At 62.1% G+C, this 17,238-nt stretch carries 18 protein-coding genes; 14 read left to right on the forward strand and 4 right to left on the reverse strand.

Annotated elements, in window-relative coordinates; genetic code table 11:
* The first annotated feature begins 327 nt into the window (after positions 1 to 327).
* From ACFPLB_RS01610 to ACFPLB_RS01630, 5 genes are all read left to right on the forward strand, one after another.
* Positions 328 to 2,031 (forward strand): ParB/RepB/Spo0J family partition protein, encoded by a 1,704-nt coding sequence (locus tag ACFPLB_RS01610; RefSeq protein WP_378227502.1) that lies wholly within the window; start codon positions 328 to 330, stop codon positions 2,029 to 2,031.
* Positions 2,032 to 2,120: 89 nt separating this feature from the next.
* A complete protein-coding gene (locus ACFPLB_RS01615; protein ID WP_378227504.1) occupies positions 2,121 to 2,594 on the forward strand; it encodes a hypothetical protein in 474 nt (157 codons plus the stop codon).
* A complete protein-coding gene (locus tag ACFPLB_RS01620; RefSeq protein WP_378227505.1) occupies positions 2,591 to 3,478 on the forward strand; it encodes a DUF7007 domain-containing protein in 888 nt (295 codons plus the stop codon). Before ACFPLB_RS01615 ends, ACFPLB_RS01620 begins: the two co-directional genes overlap by 4 nt.
* Positions 3,478 to 3,807, forward strand: coding sequence for a hypothetical protein (locus ACFPLB_RS01625; protein ID WP_378227506.1), 330 nt, complete (start codon positions 3,478 to 3,480; stop codon positions 3,805 to 3,807). The genes ACFPLB_RS01620 and ACFPLB_RS01625 overlap by 1 nt, the downstream gene beginning before the upstream one ends.
* Positions 3,808 to 4,266: 459 nt before the next feature.
* Positions 4,267 to 5,298 (forward strand): IS110 family RNA-guided transposase, encoded by a 1,032-nt coding sequence (locus ACFPLB_RS01630; protein WP_378227507.1) that lies wholly within the window; start codon positions 4,267 to 4,269, stop codon positions 5,296 to 5,298.
* Between the two features lie 547 nt (positions 5,299 to 5,845).
* Here ACFPLB_RS01630 and ACFPLB_RS01635 read toward each other — a convergent pair.
* The 3 genes from ACFPLB_RS01635 to ACFPLB_RS01645 all read right to left on the reverse strand — a co-directional run bounded on the left by ACFPLB_RS01635 (position 5,846) and on the right by ACFPLB_RS01645 (position 10,200).
* Entirely contained in the window at positions 5,846 to 8,308 is a 2,463-nt protein-coding gene (locus ACFPLB_RS01635) for a S8 family peptidase (RefSeq protein WP_378227508.1), read from the reverse strand.
* Positions 8,309 to 9,307, reverse strand: a complete 999-nt coding sequence (locus tag ACFPLB_RS01640; protein ID WP_378227509.1) for an AAA family ATPase — start codon at positions 9,305 to 9,307, stop codon at positions 8,309 to 8,311.
* 380 nt (positions 9,308 to 9,687) lie between these two features.
* Positions 9,688 to 10,200, reverse strand: coding sequence for a recombinase family protein (locus tag ACFPLB_RS01645; protein WP_378227510.1), 513 nt, complete (start codon positions 10,198 to 10,200; stop codon positions 9,688 to 9,690).
* 10 nt (positions 10,201 to 10,210) lie between these two features.
* On the opposite strand from ACFPLB_RS01645, the gene ACFPLB_RS17665 reads away from it, so the two are divergent.
* The 9 genes from ACFPLB_RS17665 (at position 10,211) to ACFPLB_RS01685 (ending at position 16,534) form a co-directional block, all read left to right on the forward strand.
* Entirely contained in the window at positions 10,211 to 10,441 is a 231-nt protein-coding gene (locus ACFPLB_RS17665; RefSeq protein ID WP_465251464.1) for a zinc finger domain-containing protein, read from the forward strand.
* 52 nt (positions 10,442 to 10,493) lie between these two features.
* Complete coding sequence (locus ACFPLB_RS01650; protein WP_378227511.1) at positions 10,494 to 10,772, forward strand: DUF7673 family protein; 279 nt, start codon at positions 10,494 to 10,496, stop codon at positions 10,770 to 10,772.
* Between the two features lie 589 nt (positions 10,773 to 11,361).
* Positions 11,362 to 11,946, forward strand: coding sequence for a hypothetical protein (locus ACFPLB_RS01655; RefSeq protein ID WP_378227512.1), 585 nt, complete (start codon positions 11,362 to 11,364; stop codon positions 11,944 to 11,946).
* Between the two features lie 85 nt (positions 11,947 to 12,031).
* On the forward strand, positions 12,032 to 12,694 hold the full coding sequence (locus ACFPLB_RS01660; protein ID WP_354197291.1) for a MarR family winged helix-turn-helix transcriptional regulator: 663 nt from the start codon (positions 12,032 to 12,034) through the stop codon (positions 12,692 to 12,694).
* Between the two features lie 16 nt (positions 12,695 to 12,710).
* Positions 12,711 to 13,424 (forward strand): hypothetical protein, encoded by a 714-nt coding sequence (locus tag ACFPLB_RS01665; RefSeq protein ID WP_378227513.1) that lies wholly within the window; start codon positions 12,711 to 12,713, stop codon positions 13,422 to 13,424.
* 246 nt (positions 13,425 to 13,670) lie between these two features.
* Positions 13,671 to 14,153: a thioredoxin domain-containing protein gene (locus ACFPLB_RS01670; RefSeq protein WP_239801967.1), complete on the forward strand. Its 483-nt coding sequence runs from the start codon at positions 13,671 to 13,673 to the stop codon at positions 14,151 to 14,153.
* The gene (locus tag ACFPLB_RS01675; RefSeq protein WP_378227514.1) at positions 14,150 to 14,848 is read left to right on the forward strand and encodes an MOSC domain-containing protein; all 699 of its coding nucleotides are present in this window, start codon (positions 14,150 to 14,152) and stop codon (positions 14,846 to 14,848) included. The genes ACFPLB_RS01670 and ACFPLB_RS01675 overlap by 4 nt, the downstream gene beginning before the upstream one ends.
* 327 nt (positions 14,849 to 15,175) lie before the next feature.
* Positions 15,176 to 15,361, forward strand: a complete 186-nt coding sequence (locus ACFPLB_RS01680; RefSeq protein WP_354197294.1) for a hypothetical protein — start codon at positions 15,176 to 15,178, stop codon at positions 15,359 to 15,361.
* A gap of 243 nt (positions 15,362 to 15,604) precedes the next feature.
* Complete coding sequence (locus tag ACFPLB_RS01685; RefSeq protein ID WP_378227516.1) at positions 15,605 to 16,534, forward strand: ArdC family protein; 930 nt, start codon at positions 15,605 to 15,607, stop codon at positions 16,532 to 16,534.
* A gap of 426 nt (positions 16,535 to 16,960) precedes the next feature.
* On the opposite strand, the gene ACFPLB_RS01690 is transcribed toward ACFPLB_RS01685, so the two are convergent.
* On the reverse strand, positions 16,961 to 17,238 hold a 278-nt coding region (locus tag ACFPLB_RS01690; protein WP_378227518.1), incomplete at its 5' end, for a hypothetical protein.

A 17,238-nucleotide genomic window follows, 5' to 3' on the forward strand; every position in this document is an offset into this window, starting at 1 on the left:
GCTTACCTCCAATTCCGCACATCCAATATGACGCAATATAGCGTCAGAATGATCGGCATTCAAGGTGGAATAGAGTGAGGCTGGGAGGAAACGGAGGAAGCAAGCCCGCTCGCAGAGCGGGTAGGCCGCTGACGCTGGTGCTCAATCGCCGCCATCGCGATCCCGGTCCGTCGTCCTGCGCAGGGCTTTAAGCCCCGCTCGGCCAGCCGGGCAGGGATGCTCACCCGCAATTGCCCCGGCCTGCCCGCTCCGCGGGCCGGGGGATGTCTTCGAGAAGAAGACGAAAAAGGACCGGCGCGGTGCCGGTTCGTCAAGAGGAGCATCCCCATGGAAATCAAGCTGATTGATCCGCGTTCGCTCGTGGAGAATCCCGACAGGGCCCGCCGCACCAGATCGAGTCCGCAATCGGACGCGCTGTTGCTGGCGACGATCCGGGCCGTTGGCATTGTGCAGCCGCCGGTCGTGGCGCCACAGACTGATGGCGGCAATGGTTATGTCATCCACTCTGGCCATCGCCGTGTCAGGCAGGCGATCGTCGCGGGTCTGGAAGAGATCGCGGTTCTGGTCGGCGAGCCCGCCGAGGACGGCGGCGCCCTGCGCTCGATGGTCGAGAATATCGCTCGCGAGAACCTCAATCCTGTCGACCAGTGGCGCGCTATCGAACGGCTCGTCGCTCTTGGCTGGACCGAAGAGGCGATTGCCGTCGCGCTCGCTCTGCCGATCCGCCAGATCAGAAAGCTGCGCCTGCTCGCCAATGTGCTGCCTGCCATGCTCGATCACATGGCCAAGGGCGACATGCCCAATGAGGGGCAATTGCGAACCATCGCATCGGCGGCCCTCGATGAGCAGAAAGAGGTCTGGAAAAAACACAAGCCTTCGAAGGCCGACCCGCAGGTATCGTGGTGGAGCGTTGCGCAGGGCCTTCAGAAAACGCGCATGTATGCCCGCGATGCGAGCTTCGACGATGACCTGGCGCAGGCCTATGGCATCGCCTGGGTGGAAGACCTTTTCGCGCCGGCAGATGAGGACAGCCGCTATACGACCGACGTCGAGGCGTTTCTCGGAGCTCAGCAGGAGTGGATGACGGCTAATCTGCCCAAACGAGGGTCCATTGTGGAGGCCGGCCAATGGGGCGAGCCGAAGCTGCCCCCCAAAGCCGAGCGTGTCTACGGCAAAGCGAGCAAATCTGACCACACCGCGATGTATCTCGACCGCGACGGCAAGGTGCAGTCGGTGGCTTACCGCATGCCCGAAGCCAAAAAGCCCAGGGGCGGGAAGGATGCGCATCCCGGCTCCGATGATGGTGCACCGATCGTCAACACCCGACCCGACGTCACCCGGAAGGGCATGGAGATGATTGGCGACCTGCGCACTGACGCCTTGCACGAGGCGCTGTCTCGCGCCCCGATCGAGGACGACACGCTGATGGCGCTGCTGGTTCTGGCTTTTGCCGGCCAGAACGTTTCCGTCGCGTCTGGAAAGCGTGACGTCTCCTTTTACGGTGCCGTTGGTCTTGGTGAACATGCCGCGCGCCTCTTCGATCAGGATGGCAAGCTCGAATTCGACATGGAGACGCTGCGGATCGCCGTGCGCTCCCTGCTGGTTGACGTCCTGTCGTGTCGCGAAAACCGATCGGACAGCGGCGTCGTCGCCCGGGTCGCCGGAAATATCATCGGCGCCGACAACTTCTTGCCGAATATGGGCACGGACGAATTCCTGTCGTGCCTCTCGCGTCCGGCTCTGGAAGCCTCGTGCAAGGGCACGTCGATCCTGCCGCGCCAGCGGGTGAAGGACACGCGGGCAGCTCTCGTCGAGCATTTCCAGGCGGAACGCTTCGTTCATCAGGCAGCGCTGTTTGCACCCGATCCGGAAAAGCTCTCGGCCTGGCTCAGGAAGAACGAAGTCGCGGAAGAGCCCGAGGACGAGGGCGCGTCCGAGCACGCTGCGCTCGAAGACGATACCAGCGGCGAGCCGGTTCATGGCCACAATGCTGATGACTACGAAGCAGGTTTCCGCGAAGCCGCCGAATAGCCGCACCTGTTTCCTTTTTCCTTCGTACCGCCGCCGCCGGTTTACCACCGGCGGCGGCTTCGTTTTCCCTTCAATATCCGGAGGACTTCATGTCCGCACACTCGATCTTTGAAGACGCTCCCATCGGATCCATCGTTGCCTGGAGCGACGGAACCCCGCGTCCCCCCGAACGGTTCACCAGCAAACTCGCCGCCTGGAGGAACAACAACAGCAAAGGCCGGTTGATCCGGAAAGAACCTCCGCGGATCCGTCCCACCTACTCGTCGCCGGCAGGCTTTACGCTGCATGAGGCAGATTTCGGGTCTGGCGGGGTCATCGCAATCCGCGTTCATCGCAGCTTCTCGGTAGACACCACGCTGCAATTTACCGTGGTGGAACGGCCCGTACCCGGCTCTGTTCGCGTCTTCGACCGGGCCAGTGACAATGCCGAACTCGTGCATCTCGCACCGCACCGCGCGGCGGCCGAGGAATGGCTTTCGCGCCATGGCTATCCCAATGCCGTGCTGGACGACGTTACAGCGGACGCGGTCGCCGCCGATGTTGTCGAGGGGAGGGTGGCATGAGCGTTCACTCTTCCTCGAGCGCCAAACCTGATGCTACCCCCGGTTCGCCAGGGGTTTTGTTTGGCCGCAGCGCCGACGGGCTTTTGGTGGCGCTGGTCGGTGAGACCGCCTTCGCCATGGTCCCGGGCCGCGAAGGCAAATACTTCCTTGCCAGCGGCTGGCGCATTGGCCGTCCGATCCGGGAATGGATGCGCTCGGATTTTTATGGCCATTCCGGCGAACTGGCTGATGAAGCGGCATTCCATCTGAAGGTCCAGGAAAACGCCGAGCACCAGCGGGAAAAACGCGCCCTCGGCCGGAAGGACATCTTTTCGTCCGCCAACACGCCATGGGGGCCTTCGCAGGGAGCGACACTCTACGCCGAGGGCGTAACCGCTCACTCGACGGCGGGGCATGGTGGTTTCAAGCTTTCGGCAGAGCGGAACCGCGAGGTGCATCCCATGCTGCGCTCCGCTGGCGGCTGGTATGAAGAAGATGCCGAGTGGGCGATCGTCTCGTTCACATTCCCGCATCTCTTCACCGCATATGAGCGCCGTCACGCCGAGCGCACAATCAAGGATTCCTGGCCTGATGCGTGGGAGGTGCTGACCGGCAATACCCTGGCTCCTGGCGACTCCCGCACCAAAGATCAACGTACCTTTGAGGTTCAGCATGCCGCCGACTGGATCGTGATCTCCGCCATCAGCTCGGAGCAAGAGAAGGGTTTCGTGGAGGTCGTCGCCACAATGGGCGGGCGGCGCGGGGAGGCGGCTGAGGAACGCCGTTTTCTCGTGCCGGAGGCAGACTACAAGATGGGCCGGTTCGGTTTCGTGATCGATCCCGCTCGACACGCGGTTTATGACGGCCCGTCCAGTTTCATCGGCTGGCAAAGGAGGGCGCCCTGATGGCTTTCCCTCTGGAACTGCAGAGGCGGCTGTTGTGCATGGAAGAGGCTCGCCGCCAGACTCAACACCAGCTCGATATAATCGAGCGCCAGATCTGGCGGCGCATGGCTTCGCTGATCCCGACCCTCGGTCGCAAGCATTCCGGTTATCGGCATGGAAAAGCGCCCGAACCCTCCGGGTTCCTTGAGCGATATCGCTCAAACCTGGCCGCACTCACTGCCGAACGCCAGCCCGAAATCGATGCCCTGTCGCGCAAGCTCGCGCGCCAGGACCGCGCCATCGCGATGCTGATCGCGCGGCTGGATCCTGTCCGGGAACTGGCGGCCTGATTTCCAAGTCGCCGTCCCGTCATTATCAAAGGAGGGCAGGATGCCGCTCTATACGATCGAAACCACCTATCGTCATCCCTGTTATCGCCAGCGCACATCTGAGGCTCAAGCCTCGAAGCAGCTTGTCGCCTCGCCCTCCAGGATGAGGACTGGGACAGCAACAACTGCGACTATGAGACCATCGGCAGATCTATATCACCGGCGTCTGGATGAGCCCTGCGGCATATTCCGGTCCGGCGCAAGGCCGGTATGTTCGGCGAACTGCTTGCGCTACTCAAGGAAAGGACCGAACCGCCTTTCTGGTGATGAATTCTGTGGCTTTGATCGCTAGTTGACACTAATTATCAGCGCTAAGTGGTACCGCCCAACGGCCGTGATGGGGTGATGGGGTGGACGCCCCCCCGGCGGCATCGATGTGCCAAAGTGGAGGTGTTGAACACACCCCTTGAGGAGGCGTCCATGTCGGAAGTTACCACAATCGGCCTTGATATCGCGAAGAACGTTTTTCACGCACACGGTGCTGATGCAAGCGGTCGAGCGCTGTTCAGCCGCAAGATCAGCCGCACGAAGTTGCTTGAGTTCTTCGCTCGGCAGCCACGTTGCATGGTGGCCTTGGAGGCCTGCGGAGGTGCGCACCACTGGGCTCGCGAACTCACGCTGTTGGGTCACGAGGTGAAGCTGATCCCTCCGGCCTATGTGAAGCCATTCGTGAAACGGAACAAGAATGATGCGGTCGATGCCGAGGCAATCTGCGAAGCTGCGCAGCGCCCGAGCATGCGGTTCGTGGCAATAAAGAGCGAGGCGCAGCAGGCATCTGCCCTGGTGTTCAGAACGCGCGATCTGCTGGTTCGGCAGCGCACCCAGTTGATCAACGCCATCCGCGGCCATCTCACCGAGTATGGCTGGATCGCACCAAAAGGCCCCTCGCATATCGCGTTACTAAGCGACATGCTCGAGGGCGAGATGGGATCGTCACTCCCGGAGGCAGCCAGGCCGATGTTCCGAACGATGCTGGATCTGCTGGGTCAGTTGAACACTAAGATCGGCGAGTTGGACAAGGAAATCGCGCGACGGGCCCGCGAAGACACGGTCGCCAGACGGCTGATGACAATACCGGGCGTGGGTCCGATCACAGCCACCGCGATTGCAGCCCTCGCCCCGCCGGCCGAGACCTTTGCCAAAGGCCGAGACTTTGCCGCCTGGTTGGGGCTGGCACCGCGACAGATCTCGACGGGAGGCAAGCAAAAGCTGGGGTCTATCACGAAGATGGGCGAGCGAACCTTGCGGCGCCTGCTCATTATCGGTTGCAGTGCGGTCGTCCTGCAGGCCAGCAAGCGTGGCGCCCCGGCGGGCTCATGGCTTGAGCAGATGATGGCTCGCAAACCGCGAATGCTGGTAACGGTCGCACTGGCCAACAAGACGGCGCGTATCGTCTGGGCGCTGCTGTTGAAGCAAGAGGATTACAAAGCTCCGGTCGCAGCTGCGGCGTAAGCCAAGGCGGACCAGAGGTCGTCGGAGACGGAGTCGGTCGAAGGAAGGTATGGCACAACAGTCGGTGAGACGGGGTCGGAAAACCAGGGCTTCCCACTGTGCCTTGAGCACGCTGTGGGTGATATGGATCCGGTCAGCGAACTCCCATACGGGCCCGCAGCCTCTGGTGCTGCATCAGAGGCCGGACAGATGGCAGCATCCGACTACGGGCTAACCTTCAAAAAAACCACTTGCGTCTTACGGGGCGTCCACAGATGGGAAACCGACTGACCAGTCTTGGCGACTACGTCGGGAAAGCTGCTGTGCATCGCGTCAATGAGCTTCGGCAGCAACGCGTCCTCGTTCCTGCTGTTCAAGTAGCTTTGGCCGATTGAAAGCGGTCCTTCTCAACTGATCGCGACCACGTAGAGACTGGGATTTGATGGCGGACGGGCGTCTGATCTTCACGATCCAGCTCCGGCCAGAACAAGGAGCCCCCTCGCCGAGGGATTTAAGCTGCACGTGAAAGTGGCGTCGCCGGGGAGAACGAATTGAAGTCTGGCCGTCGTTATCCCGCCGGAATTGGCACCGCGAGCTGGTTAGCGATGGGCGTGTAGATATCGATATTCGCGCCGGGCGCGCGAACCGACACCAAGAGCGAGTATCGCGCCGAGCGATCCCAGCGTTGCAAACCGGGCTTCTCTTTCCACCAACCGCTCACGGGGAAAACACCAATGGCATCCCGGTCTGCAAGCGCCGCAGCGCTTCCACGCCAGATGTCTGAGTGGATTGAGCCTCGATCCCGGATCGGTCCGAGCACCCAGTCGTCGCCGCCGGCGCCGCCGCCGACCTGCCCTGCTTCCTCCGCCTTGGCAGCCTTATTGATGCGCTGCCTGAACTGCTGAATGCTTTCGAGCGATCGCTTCACGGCGAAACGCAGGGAGTGAGATGCATAGCGATGCCTCCGGGTCCAGCCCCGCTCGCCAGGGTTTGGCTCGACGAAGTAGGACAGCGTCATCCTCAATTCGACGTCCTGATCGCCAAGCGCAAGAAGCTCATCACGTGGCCAAGGCAGCCGATGCAGATTCATGTTCCGCGTCTTGATGACAGACCCGTCACGGCGGAAAGGAAGCAGCGCGTCCTCAACCATCAGCGTCGCGTCGTCCGTCGCACTCCAGAGGGCGCGGCCAAGATCAGGAACACCCCAACCGTACCGGCGCAGCATTGCCATCTTCTGTGCTTGTGACGCTGCCGCATCGAAACGCTCACGCATCGCCTGCGTCCATTCTGCCGAATGGACCAGCAACCCCCGCACCGTTTCCGGCCAGAGCTCCGGTCGGGCAGCAATCACGCCTGCCGCTAAATTCGCCCCGAGAGCCGCCGCGGCGCTTGTGTCTCCGAAGGTTTCAAAGTGACGCATCTGCGGTCGATAATGAGTGGTGATCAGTTGCAGGTCGTCGATCGCAGAAGCAGCGTTGACCCCATCATGCGCAAAGTTGCCGCCTTCGAAGACCACGTCCGGGCGGATCGGCCACTGACGCTCCCAAATTCCGGACGTGCGGCTTGCCGGCGATAAGTCTCCAGCTGGTGCGACGGGATTCCAGCCGGCATAGTCCGGGTGCGTGATGGTGATCTTGTCAGTGTAAGCTCCGACGACCAAGGGGTTCCAAGCCTGAGCCGGGCTCTCCACCTCCTCCAGATCGTTGCGATCCGGATAGCCATCCACTTCGATGTCGCCCCGCAGGTTGCCAGCCGCAACGACCATCAGGCGGCGACGGTCACCGCCGCCATAGCAAAGCTGGTCGACTGCTGCGGACCACGACGAGGGCCGCCCCCGCGCCAGCCCTACTTCACTGGTCACCGCCAAGCAGAAGACGCGGCGGCGCCGAGGTGCGCGCGCCTCGGCCTTCGTGATGCCCGTTTCGGTGATCGCACCGTAGAGCTCCGGATCATGCTGGCCTGCCGGCGGCAGGATCTTCACGGTTTCTAAGCGGTGGCGCAGTCCCACGGGCTCAGCATGGCGGAGTGCAGCCTCGATATCGCCGTAGAGGGCAACACCGGCCATCGCCGTGCCATGGCCATTCCAGAATGCGCTATCACCGACACCCCATGCATCGTCGTAGGCATGCTGATCAGCTGCTTCCAAGCCAGGTTCCAGCAAAGGATGGGCCCGGTTTGCTCCGCTGTCGAGGATGCACACCGCCGGCGCGACGGCATCCGGAGCTTCTACCCTGTCGATCAGGTCTTCTACCCAATCCGCCTGTTCGGCCGGCCGCATTTCGAGGAACAGCGTGGGTGTGTCCTTGGCTATGCGTAGCTCGGCCACGGCGTCGCTGTTTTCCACCAGCCGCTCCATCGTCTCCTCGGTTGCGAGCGCTAGCACGACATCTCGTTCGGGAAAGCTGATCGCATGATCTTTCAAAGCGATGTCGAGCCGCTCGGCCACGTAGCGGAAGGTCTCCAGGCGCCCACCGCGAATCCAGACCTCCCACCAAGCCGGGTAGCCGGCCTTCGGAAGCAGAGCCATATCGTCGGTAAACAACGAGCGGACCGCCGCCAGGCGAACGTCCTCGATCCTGGCGACGAGCGCTTCGTTCTTTGGCTTTCCGGATTTGGTGTCCTCATCACGGTAGGCGGCAATCTTCCGCGAAAAGAACTCGGCCGATCGCTCCGGCACAAAGACCGTTGCCGCAACAGTCTCGTTTCCATCCGTAATCGGACGGACCGCTACGAGCTCGATCGCCGCAGGCTTGTTCTCCAAGTTCTCAACGGCTGCGCGCTCCGCTGCAGGGATCTCGAATTCTAGGTAGAACCCCCGCTCGCCTTCGGCGATTGCTTCATCACGGGCGGCCAGCTTGCGGCGCGCCTCCACCACCGCCGATCCGATGGCCCGCTCGAGCTTTTGTGCGTGCCCCACCCGCACGCGATCCGGCGGCAAGCGGCTGATGACCAGTCGTGGTGAGGTGTACGGTTCTGCTTGGCCACCGCCTTCGAAATGAAAGTGCGGCCGATCGCGCGGTGCTCTGGCCATTTAGCGACGACAACCATAACTCATGGCAGCCCGGCGCTCCGCCAATGTCGCGAGCAGCGTCGGTGTTTCGACCACATCCGAATCCACCAGCACCGCAACTTTCGCCGCCTCGTCAGCAGCTCGCGACACTTCGGCCTGACTCAGCCCTGTTGTAGCCTCGAGAACTCGCGACCAATCCAGATCTTTCAGATCGAAGCCGGTTAAGTGCGATTCGAGAATCCCGCGCACGATCTCCGGGTCGGGCAAGCCATAGGTGATGACATCGTCAAACCGCCGGAAGACCGCCTTGTCGAGCAATTCAGGATGGTTGGTCGCCGCGACGATAAGGCTCGAACCGTCGTCATTCTCCAAGAATTGGAGAAAGGAATTCAGCACACGCCGGATCTCGCCAACGTCGTTGAGGCCAGACCGCTGTGCGCCGATGGCATCGAATTCGTCGAAAAAGTAGACGCCGCGTTGAACGGCGATCGCGTCGAACACCAAGCGTAGCCGCGTCGCTGTCTCGCCCATCAGTTTCCCAATGAGCCCGTCGTACAGAACTGTGAAGAGCGGCAACTTGAGCTCGCCGGCAAGTGCGGCCGCCGTCATGGTCTTCCCGCAACCGGGGGGGCCGACGAGAAGCAACTTACGCCGCGGCATGAGGCCCCGTGCCCGCAGGCGCGCCTGTTGGCGCTGCTCGGTGATTACCCGCGCGAGTCGTTCCTCCAGTTCGGGCGCGAGGACCATGCTGTTCAGCCGAATGTCCGAATAGCGTGCTGCGAGGAGGCTGCTCAGTTCGCCTTTGGGCTGAGCCAGCGGAACCGGGCCCGAACCACGTCGCGCGACAGCGGCGCCTTTTCCTTTGGCCGCGTCGATTAGCTCGCGAAGCTCCTGCGCAAGCTTCCCATGCCCCTGACGCGCCTCATGGGCAGCAAGTTGCGTGGCGACGGAGAGGAAACGCTCCTCGTCCCCATCGATATGGCTTCGCAATAGCGCAACTATGTGGCGTGCAGTGGACATATTCTCCCTTCGACACGACCTGCGGCCGGCGTCTTTACATTAGCGTTTCACAGCTCTGCTGTATCTTACAAGTTTTTACTATCGCGGTCGATCCACATCATTGGCTCAGGCGATTCCTGGCCGCATCAGGATACCCAATAGGGCTTAATGCTTTCTCTGCGCCCTGCTCACTCACTTCCTGTTCGATTCCAGATCCTAAGTTTCGCGGATGCAGAATGACGATCGAGCACTTGGAACGGCAGCTATTTCAGGTTTGATCCCAATTGCAGCTGTTCCGCTGTCGGCCGCGGCTCTGCCTTTCGGCAGAAACTAAACGAACGGCAGGTTTCAGGCACGATCAGTATCGCCACAAACGGCATCAATGGGGTCGATTCCGGTCGTCAGCCATCAAGAGCCCGGTAAAGCGTGGAGCGATACCCGCTTAGGAACCGAGCGACTTTTGCTATGGGCTTGTTTTTCTGGTCGATGAGTTTCTGCGCTTGAGCGATATGTTCGTCCGAGAGCACCGACGACCGCCCGCGTTTCACACCCTGCGCCCTGGCAGCAGTCCGAACAGCGCTGGTGCGCTCTGCGATCAAACCATGCTCGAAATCCACGATTCCGGCCAATACGGTCAGCATCGATCTTCCGTCCGGCCTTGTCCTATCGGCCCACGGCTCGGCCAGCGAACGCAAGCCGGCATTGGCCTGCTTGATCCGCACCGCGATGCCAAAATGTCGGGCCTGGATCGGGCAAGCCGATAAAGGCGCGTCACCGTCACCCACGTCGCCCACGCGCAGGTGGTCAAGCATGCGCGTCAGCTCGGGCCGATGGGGCTGCGCCTCGGAAGCACCTTCCTCAAAAATGTGAGTGATGCCGGTGATCGTCGGCTTGACGCCGAAAGCAGACCGCAACAGTCAGAAGATGAGGTTCAGCTGCAATCGGTGCAACCGAACATGGCCGGATCATCCGGTGACGCGTGTGCCCTGTCCCACCTGCCAGGCGCCAGCCGGACGCTGGTGCCGGCGCCCGTCGGGGCACCGCGCGGCGGATCTCCACGTCGATCGCGAACGCGCCGCATTGGCTGCTGGCGTTCTTGAGATGTGCGAAGGTCCAAAGCGAGTAAACCGTGCAATCGGACCGATGTTGAGATAGTTTGATCGAAACCGTCGGAGGAATAGACATGGACGAGCTGACCTAGGCAGCTTTGCAGAGACTCCTGACGCTGGCTCAGAGCGACACTCACCAAGCGCGCCGGGTCGCCAATTTCCTCCTGGCGTGGTGGAACGCCGAAAGCCTGGGCGGGTTTGACATTACCGATCTCTTCGCTGTCGACACCGGGATCGCTACTGATATGGCAACGGTCTTCTCCTGGCTTGCACGCCAAAGCAACGCGACCTATCCGACCGAACATCGTGCCGAGATCGAAGCGATTATCGCACAGTGGCGTCCGGAAATCTTGTCGCGGTCAAGCCAGCCGGCCTGACGGCTGAGCCAACTCCTCGTACCCGAATCGGTGCGCAGTATCAGCGCTGTGAAACCGTGGGGCTGACTGTCTGCCGGTGTCCTGCACGGCGGTGCCGCATTATTGGATTGAACCGGCATCGGCGCGGCGTCTTCATCGATGGTGAGAGAGAAGTCGATGACCTTCGATGCGGCTGAGATGCCCGTCAGGTGGGCGGCCGTTTGGATGTCGATGGCTCTGACGTCGATGAATCAAAACAAGTGCGCAGGATCAGGCAATTGGTCACCACCGCCTGTCGCTCCTTTTCCGTGTCGATATCGAGGCCGTGCCGGACCTCCCTCGGTCTGGCTGCGGTCCTGAACCGGCGGCCGTTCACTTCAAGGCCGCGTGCCGCGCCGCGTTGCGGCCGGATCGAGCCGGTCTCGACATGGCAGGCCCGCGTCCCGCGCCAGGCTCGAGAGCCCTGCTTGGCCGCAAACCTGCCATGCTCGACTTCGGTCCGACCGGACCTTGAAGCGCCCGTCATTCCGCCGGTTCTTTTGTTCCGCGCCCGAGGGAGGGCCGGCACGGAGCCGGTTCGAGCTTCGGGAACAGAAGGATAGGACATACCATGACCAAGAACGCCAATTCCCGCCGGAGCGCCCGCGTCGTTCCTCTCCGTAAAGGAACCACCCTCGAAATGATCCGGCTCGCATGCCCCGATGCGGCTCAGGCTTCCCTCATCTCGGAAAGCTTTGGCCTCCCGGTTCTCGACAGCGACGGTATCCGCGACCTCCACGAAAAACTCATCATCGAAACGGCTTCGGCGCTCGACGAAGGCCTTGGCGAACGGGCCATGCAGATCCACATGCAGCGCATTGTCGGATCATTCGTCGGTTCCGCCTATGGTGCGGGCCAGTTTTACAGCCGGGCGGTGACCGAAGCGCGCGACGCCACAGCAAAGGCCGCATGCGACGACCGCGACGAAGACATCGGTGGACCCGTGGGGTTCGACAGCGCCGCGCAGCGCAAGCGGGAATTCGCCGCCGATATGGCGCTCCAGGCCCATGCCCTGCGCATGGCGGCAGAAGGTGCAGTTGCTGCCTACGAACATGTCATCGGCGAGAAGTGGAAGCCCTTCGAGCGGGCCGTCGAGAACCCTGGCCAGGCCGTCGATCGCAAGGCGGCCGAGCTCCAGATGTCAGCATTTGGCTGAGCCGCTTCGGGCGGGGCCTCGGCTCCGCCCGTCGCCTCGTTAAAAAGTGCATTGACGATATATAGGAATCCTATGTAAATAAATTATGGAACCTCCTTTCGTTGCACCTCCGGTACATGCGCGCATTGCTGAAGGCCTTGAGCGGATCGCCATGGCATTGAGGGCGGACGATTGGGTACGTGCGCGCACGGCCGGTGTCACTCCGACGCAGTTGGCGATCCTGCGTCTATTGGACGGCCGTCATCGCGGATGGACAGTCAAGGACCTGTCCTTGCATCTGGGGGTATCCCAACCGACTGCTACCGATTCTATCCTCGCGCTGGAGCGTAAGGCGCTGATCGAAAAGCGCGCCGATCCCGCCGATGGCCGCGCCGTCCGCATCGTCATCACCAGTGCGGGCAGGGCTGTGGTCCGGGCCGGCCATGAGACTGCCGGCGCTGTGGATCGGGCTACGTCCGCCCTTAATGATGATGATCAGGAGCAACTTCTCGTGCAGCTCGTGTCCGTTATCCACCAGCTTCAGGAACAGGGCACCATTCCCATTCAGCGCATGTGTGTGAGTTGCCGGTATTTCCGGCCCTATGCGCATGCCGATGCGGCGCAGCCGCATCATTGCAATTTCGTCGACGCGGCCTTCGGCCAGCAGGATCTGCGGATCGACTGCCGCGACCACGAAACCGCCGATCCTTCCGCCCGGGCTGCCACTTGGGGCGCATTTCAGAAGGATCACCACCCTCCAGGCGAATGAAGAAGGAGACGAACACATGCACCGAGTACTTCTGCCGGCGGCGCTGCTCGGCGCAATGTCGGCCGTGCCGGCCCACGCCCATGAGAACACCGTGACGAGCCGGCCATCCGACGCCGTGCTGGCCTCGTTCGACATCATTGAAACCAGTATCGTCACCCATGGCGATACCGCCATTTTCACCACAAGGGTGCGTGGTGAAGCGGGGGTCGACAAGCCCGACGCCACCGGAAAGTTCGAAGGCTCGAGCGTCTATGCCTATGTCTGGCCGAACAGTCTCGACAGCGGCGATATCGGGTTCGACGCCAGTCAGGGAATCGTGGCGCTCGCCGTCACCTTCCATCCCGATTTCGACGACGCCGCCTATGGCGGAGAAAACCGCCATGTCTGGCACCCCCACTGGGTGGTGCTGGGAGAGGACGCCGCCTGCCCCGGCGGCCTCAAGGTTCACGATATTCCCGAGGGCACGACGCCAAAGGTGCCACCGACCTGGCCCAACGTGCCGCTGCTGATCGACAGCCCGGATTATCCCACAACCTTCACGGGGGACACGGTGGAAGTGAGCATTCCCGTTGCACTGATCGGTGGCATCGCCGATGCCTCGTTTGACGGTGTCACCGCCGGCCTCAAGGTCAACGCAAACCTGCACGCGCCGCTCTTGTGCGTCGACAACGTGTTCAAAGTCGCCTCGGGGGATCTCAGTCTTCCGGGCAAGGTTGCACCCGCCCATTGATCGGAATTGTCTGCGGCCATCGAAAGAAGGGCCGGTTCGTCGACTGCCATCGACGAACCGGCAGTTTCACCCCTCCAGGCATGAAGAGAAGAAACATGGGCAAAAATATCCTCATCGAGCCGACCGACGCAACAAGGCTGCTCTTGGACCAGTCGGTGACGTTCTCAGGATGTGGTACGGGGCGTGATAACCGGTCCCGACGTACATGTTGACCTGGCCCCCGGCTTCCGAAAAGGACCAACGCTGATGCTCACTCCGTCGCCCGCTCCCGAACTCGCCGTCAGCGCCTGGTTGAACACGGCAGAACCACTGACCCTTGCGGGTCTGCGCGGTCGCGTGGTGTTGCTGCACGCCTTCCAGCTCCTGTGTCCAGGCTGCGTTGCGCAATCCATCCCGCAGGTGCAACGCATCGAACGTGTCTTTTCAGGCTCCGACCTGCAAATCATCGGGCTTCACACGGTATTCGAGCATCATGATGCCATGTCGCCGGTGACGTTGCGAGCGTTCCTGCATGAATATCGCATCGTCTCCCCGGTCGGCGTCGATATGTCGGATGAACAATCTCCCATTCCGGTCACCATGCGACGCTATGGGTTTCGCGGCACCCCGTCCTCTGTACTGATCGGGCACGATGGAGCGATCCTCCACGAGACGTTCGGCGTCGAGGAGGATCTCGTCGTGGGCGCCCGGATCGCCATGGCACTGGCGAGCACAGGGACTCCATCATGACGGGCATTCCATTGCAGGCTCTGCTCGTCGGAGATGTCCGTCCCCTTGGACCGCGGGGCATTCCGAGCGGGATCGCCAAGTCGCCAATCGACCGGCCTTTGATGCTCGGCCTGCTGGGCCTTGCCGGTGACGCGCAGGGCGACACTCGGCATCACGGTGGCGCCGAAAAAGCCCTTCATCACTACGCGCTCGATCACTATCCCGCCTGGGTTGCGGATATTGGCCAGCGCGATGTTCTCGGCGCGGCCGGCGCCTTTGGCGAAAACCTCGCCACAGCTGGATTACTGGAAGATGACGTGGCCGTCGGCGACGTCTTCGCCATCGGCAGCGCCGTCATCGAGGTGAGCCAGGGCCGACAGCCCTGCTGGAAACTCAATGAACGCTTCGCTCAACCGGATATGGCGCGGCGCGTCCAGGCCAGCGGTCGCACCGGTTGGTATTATCGGGTGCTGGAGCCGGGTCAAATCGCGCCCGATAGTCGGCTCGAACGCATTCACCGTTCCGCACCGGCCTGGACCATCAGCCGCATATGGCGGGTGTTTTATGTCGACACGCTCAATCGCTCCGAACTCGTGGCGCTTGCCGAGCTGCCACAGCTGGCCGAGGGCTGGAGACGCCATGCGCGGCGGCGACTGGAAACCGGAAGGGTTGAAGACTGGACACCGAGGCTGGCCGGCGACGCACGCGCCGACTGACCCTGACCGCGATATTGATCCAGGTTGAGGTCGCTCCCATAGCTGATCCTGCCCCTATGCCGTGGTCTTTGATCCCAGCATCGTCATTCTCCTGCCTTTGGGCTGGGCGGTCGGCACATAGGCGGCCACCGGAAGCCGGCAAATCCCGCTCTCTTGTGATGGCGTCCTGACCCGCCCCCGGATCTGCCACGATCAACCCGCAAGGGGTCCGCTACGCAAAGCGTGCGGCCGCTCTGGCTTCGCCTGACGCGGTGATCGCGCCCGGGGCCGGGCCTTTCGAGGAGCCATCGAGCGGGAATTGGCCCGCTCCCAAGATGGAGCCCTCAAATGTCGCACAACCTCGAACTCGCCCAAAAGCACGCCTGGAACCTCGCCCGCACCCTTATGACCACCGTGATCCTCTTCCGATCCGACAATGAGTACGGCGTCCTTCCCGCCGATGAGATCGAGGACGCAGAAGTCGAAGCCCTCTACGAGTACGATCCTCACACGGGTAGCCGCTCGGTTCATTGAACCGAGCCTTCCCCTTCATCGTAACAAGGCGGCGCAATGCGCCGCCTTTCTTCTTCCTGTCGCCCGACTGCGGCCCCGTCCGGTTGCGGTCCTGGCGGAGCCGGACAGTCCGTGCAACGGCTGCGCCGTCCGCCGCTTCGCTCCGGCCCTGCGGGTGCGCGGCCTGCCGTGGTGCTCCGCCCTTTCTGGACCTCGTGACGGGGCCGCGATCGCCGCGGCCTCCAGACAAGGAGGTTCATGAAAATGAGCAGGAAAGAAAAGAACGCCACCCGCGTCGATATCTATGCGCGGATCACGGAGCGGATCATTGCGCAGCTCGAAGAGGGTGTTCGCCCATGGGTGCAACCCTGGCGCGCCGGCAATGCCGCCGGGCGCATCACGCGGCCGCTGCGCCACAATGGCGAACCCTATTCCGGCATGAACGTGTTGCTGCTGTGGTCGGAGGCCATGGCGCGCGGCTACGCCGCGCCGATCTGGATGACCTTCAAGCAGGCAAGGGAACTTGGCGCGCACGTCCGCAAGGGTCAAACGAGCAGCACCGTCATTTATGCCAGCCGGTTCACCAAGACTGAAACCGATGCCCGGGGCGATGAAGTCGAGCGCGACATTCCGTTCCTGCGGGCTTATGGCGTCTTCAATGTCGAACAGATCGAAGGCCTGCCCGAGCACTACTATCATAGACCTGCCCCGGTCATCGACCCGGTCGAACGGATCGAGAGAGCCGATCGCTTCTTCGCCTATGCCGGGGCGAAGGTCAGACATGGTGGCTCGCGAGCGTTTTACGCCCCTTCCAGCGACCACATCCAGATGCCGCCCTTCGAGACGTTTCGGGATGCGGCTTCATATGTCGCAGTTCTAAGCCACGAGCATATCCACTGGACGGCCAAGGCCGATCGTGTTGGGCGCGATCTCACCCGCTATGCAAAGGACAAGACCGAACGGGCGCGCGAGGAACTCGTCGCTGAAATCGGGTCGGCGCTGCTGTGTGCTGATCTCGGCATTGTGCCCGAGCTCGAACCGCGACCAGATCATGCTGCCTATGTCGGCAGTTGGCTCTCGGTACTGGGAGATGACAAGCGTGCTATCTTCCAGGCTGCTGCCCATGCCCAGCGGGCCGTCAATTTCCTCCACGCGTTGCAGCCTGCCGCTTCCGAAGAGCGTGAGGCCGCGTAATGTTCAACCTACAGCATGTCGCTGGGGAAGGCATCGGCCCTTGCCCTGCGCCTTTGGCGCATGTTTGTCTTTCCCGGTCTTTGCGCCGAACGTGGGTGCCGATGGGCCGTGAGCTATCAGGATGCCGCGCTGCATAAAGGCGATCTTTATCGTTTTGACGGCTGGATCCGGATCGGACAATCGCGCAGCGGTACGGACCCACGTTCCGGCCGGCCCGGTCGGCGCAAGGTGATATGAGGCTGGTGCGATGACCCCGAGGAACGCCGACGTCGATCACGGGGCCTCGCAGATCAGCCTGAACGCCTTGGCCTTACCGCGGGCGCTGGTCGGCTCGCCCACTTACCCTTCTCGATCGGAGGACGTTGAACAGTTACGCAGACTGGCTCAGGCCAAGCGAAGAATCGATCAGGCAGAAGCAACCTCTCACTAGTGCGGTTCCGCCACTGAGGTGACTGCGCACAGCCGCCACCTCAAGTTGCGGTCGGGCGAACGGGCAAGGATGTCGTTGGTCGTCAATATCGAAAGAGCTGGCTGCGATGAGGCGGTCGAGCTGCTGGTTTCGAGGCGGATTTCATCGGGGTGCGGGGTAGGTGTGCGGACACCATGACCGCGTGTCCTTTTCTTCAAACGCGTGACCGGCCCTTTCTGCGGCTCGATTTGGCATGTCTGACCTGAAACCGGCTTCGCCTCGATCGTTCTCCCGC

It is taken from the genome of Aquamicrobium segne, from assembly GCF_042656785.1.
Lineage (GTDB): Bacteria > Pseudomonadota > Alphaproteobacteria > Rhizobiales > Rhizobiaceae > Mesorhizobium > Mesorhizobium segne.

Bases quoted from the DNA above. Each gene is read 5' to 3' on its own strand.
- ACFPLB_RS01610 (WP_378227502.1), top strand. From the start codon at position 328: ATGGAAATCAAGCTGATTGATCCGCGTTCGCTCGTGGAGAATCCCGAC.
- ACFPLB_RS01615 (WP_378227504.1), top strand. From the start codon at position 2,121: ATGTCCGCACACTCGATCTTTGAAGACGCTCCCATCGGATCCATCGTT.
- ACFPLB_RS01620 (WP_378227505.1), top strand. From the start codon at position 2,591: ATGAGCGTTCACTCTTCCTCGAGCGCCAAACCTGATGCTACCCCCGGT.
- ACFPLB_RS01625 (WP_378227506.1), top strand. From the start codon at position 3,478: ATGGCTTTCCCTCTGGAACTGCAGAGGCGGCTGTTGTGCATGGAAGAG.
- ACFPLB_RS01630 (WP_378227507.1), top strand. From the start codon at position 4,267: ATGTCGGAAGTTACCACAATCGGCCTTGATATCGCGAAGAACGTTTTT.
- ACFPLB_RS01635 (WP_378227508.1), bottom strand. From the start codon at position 8,308: ATGGCCAGAGCACCGCGCGATCGGCCGCACTTTCATTTCGAAGGCGGT.
- ACFPLB_RS01640 (WP_378227509.1), bottom strand. From the start codon at position 9,307: ATGTCCACTGCACGCCACATAGTTGCGCTATTGCGAAGCCATATCGAT.
- ACFPLB_RS17665 (WP_465251464.1), top strand. From the start codon at position 10,211: ATGAGGTTCAGCTGCAATCGGTGCAACCGAACATGGCCGGATCATCCG.
- ACFPLB_RS01655 (WP_378227512.1), top strand. From the start codon at position 11,362: ATGACCAAGAACGCCAATTCCCGCCGGAGCGCCCGCGTCGTTCCTCTC.
- ACFPLB_RS01660 (WP_354197291.1), top strand. From the start codon at position 12,032: ATGGAACCTCCTTTCGTTGCACCTCCGGTACATGCGCGCATTGCTGAA.
- ACFPLB_RS01665 (WP_378227513.1), top strand. From the start codon at position 12,711: ATGCACCGAGTACTTCTGCCGGCGGCGCTGCTCGGCGCAATGTCGGCC.
- ACFPLB_RS01670 (WP_239801967.1), top strand. From the start codon at position 13,671: ATGCTCACTCCGTCGCCCGCTCCCGAACTCGCCGTCAGCGCCTGGTTG.
- ACFPLB_RS01675 (WP_378227514.1), top strand. From the start codon at position 14,150: ATGACGGGCATTCCATTGCAGGCTCTGCTCGTCGGAGATGTCCGTCCC.
- ACFPLB_RS01680 (WP_354197294.1), top strand. From the start codon at position 15,176: ATGTCGCACAACCTCGAACTCGCCCAAAAGCACGCCTGGAACCTCGCC.
- ACFPLB_RS01685 (WP_378227516.1), top strand. From the start codon at position 15,605: ATGAGCAGGAAAGAAAAGAACGCCACCCGCGTCGATATCTATGCGCGG.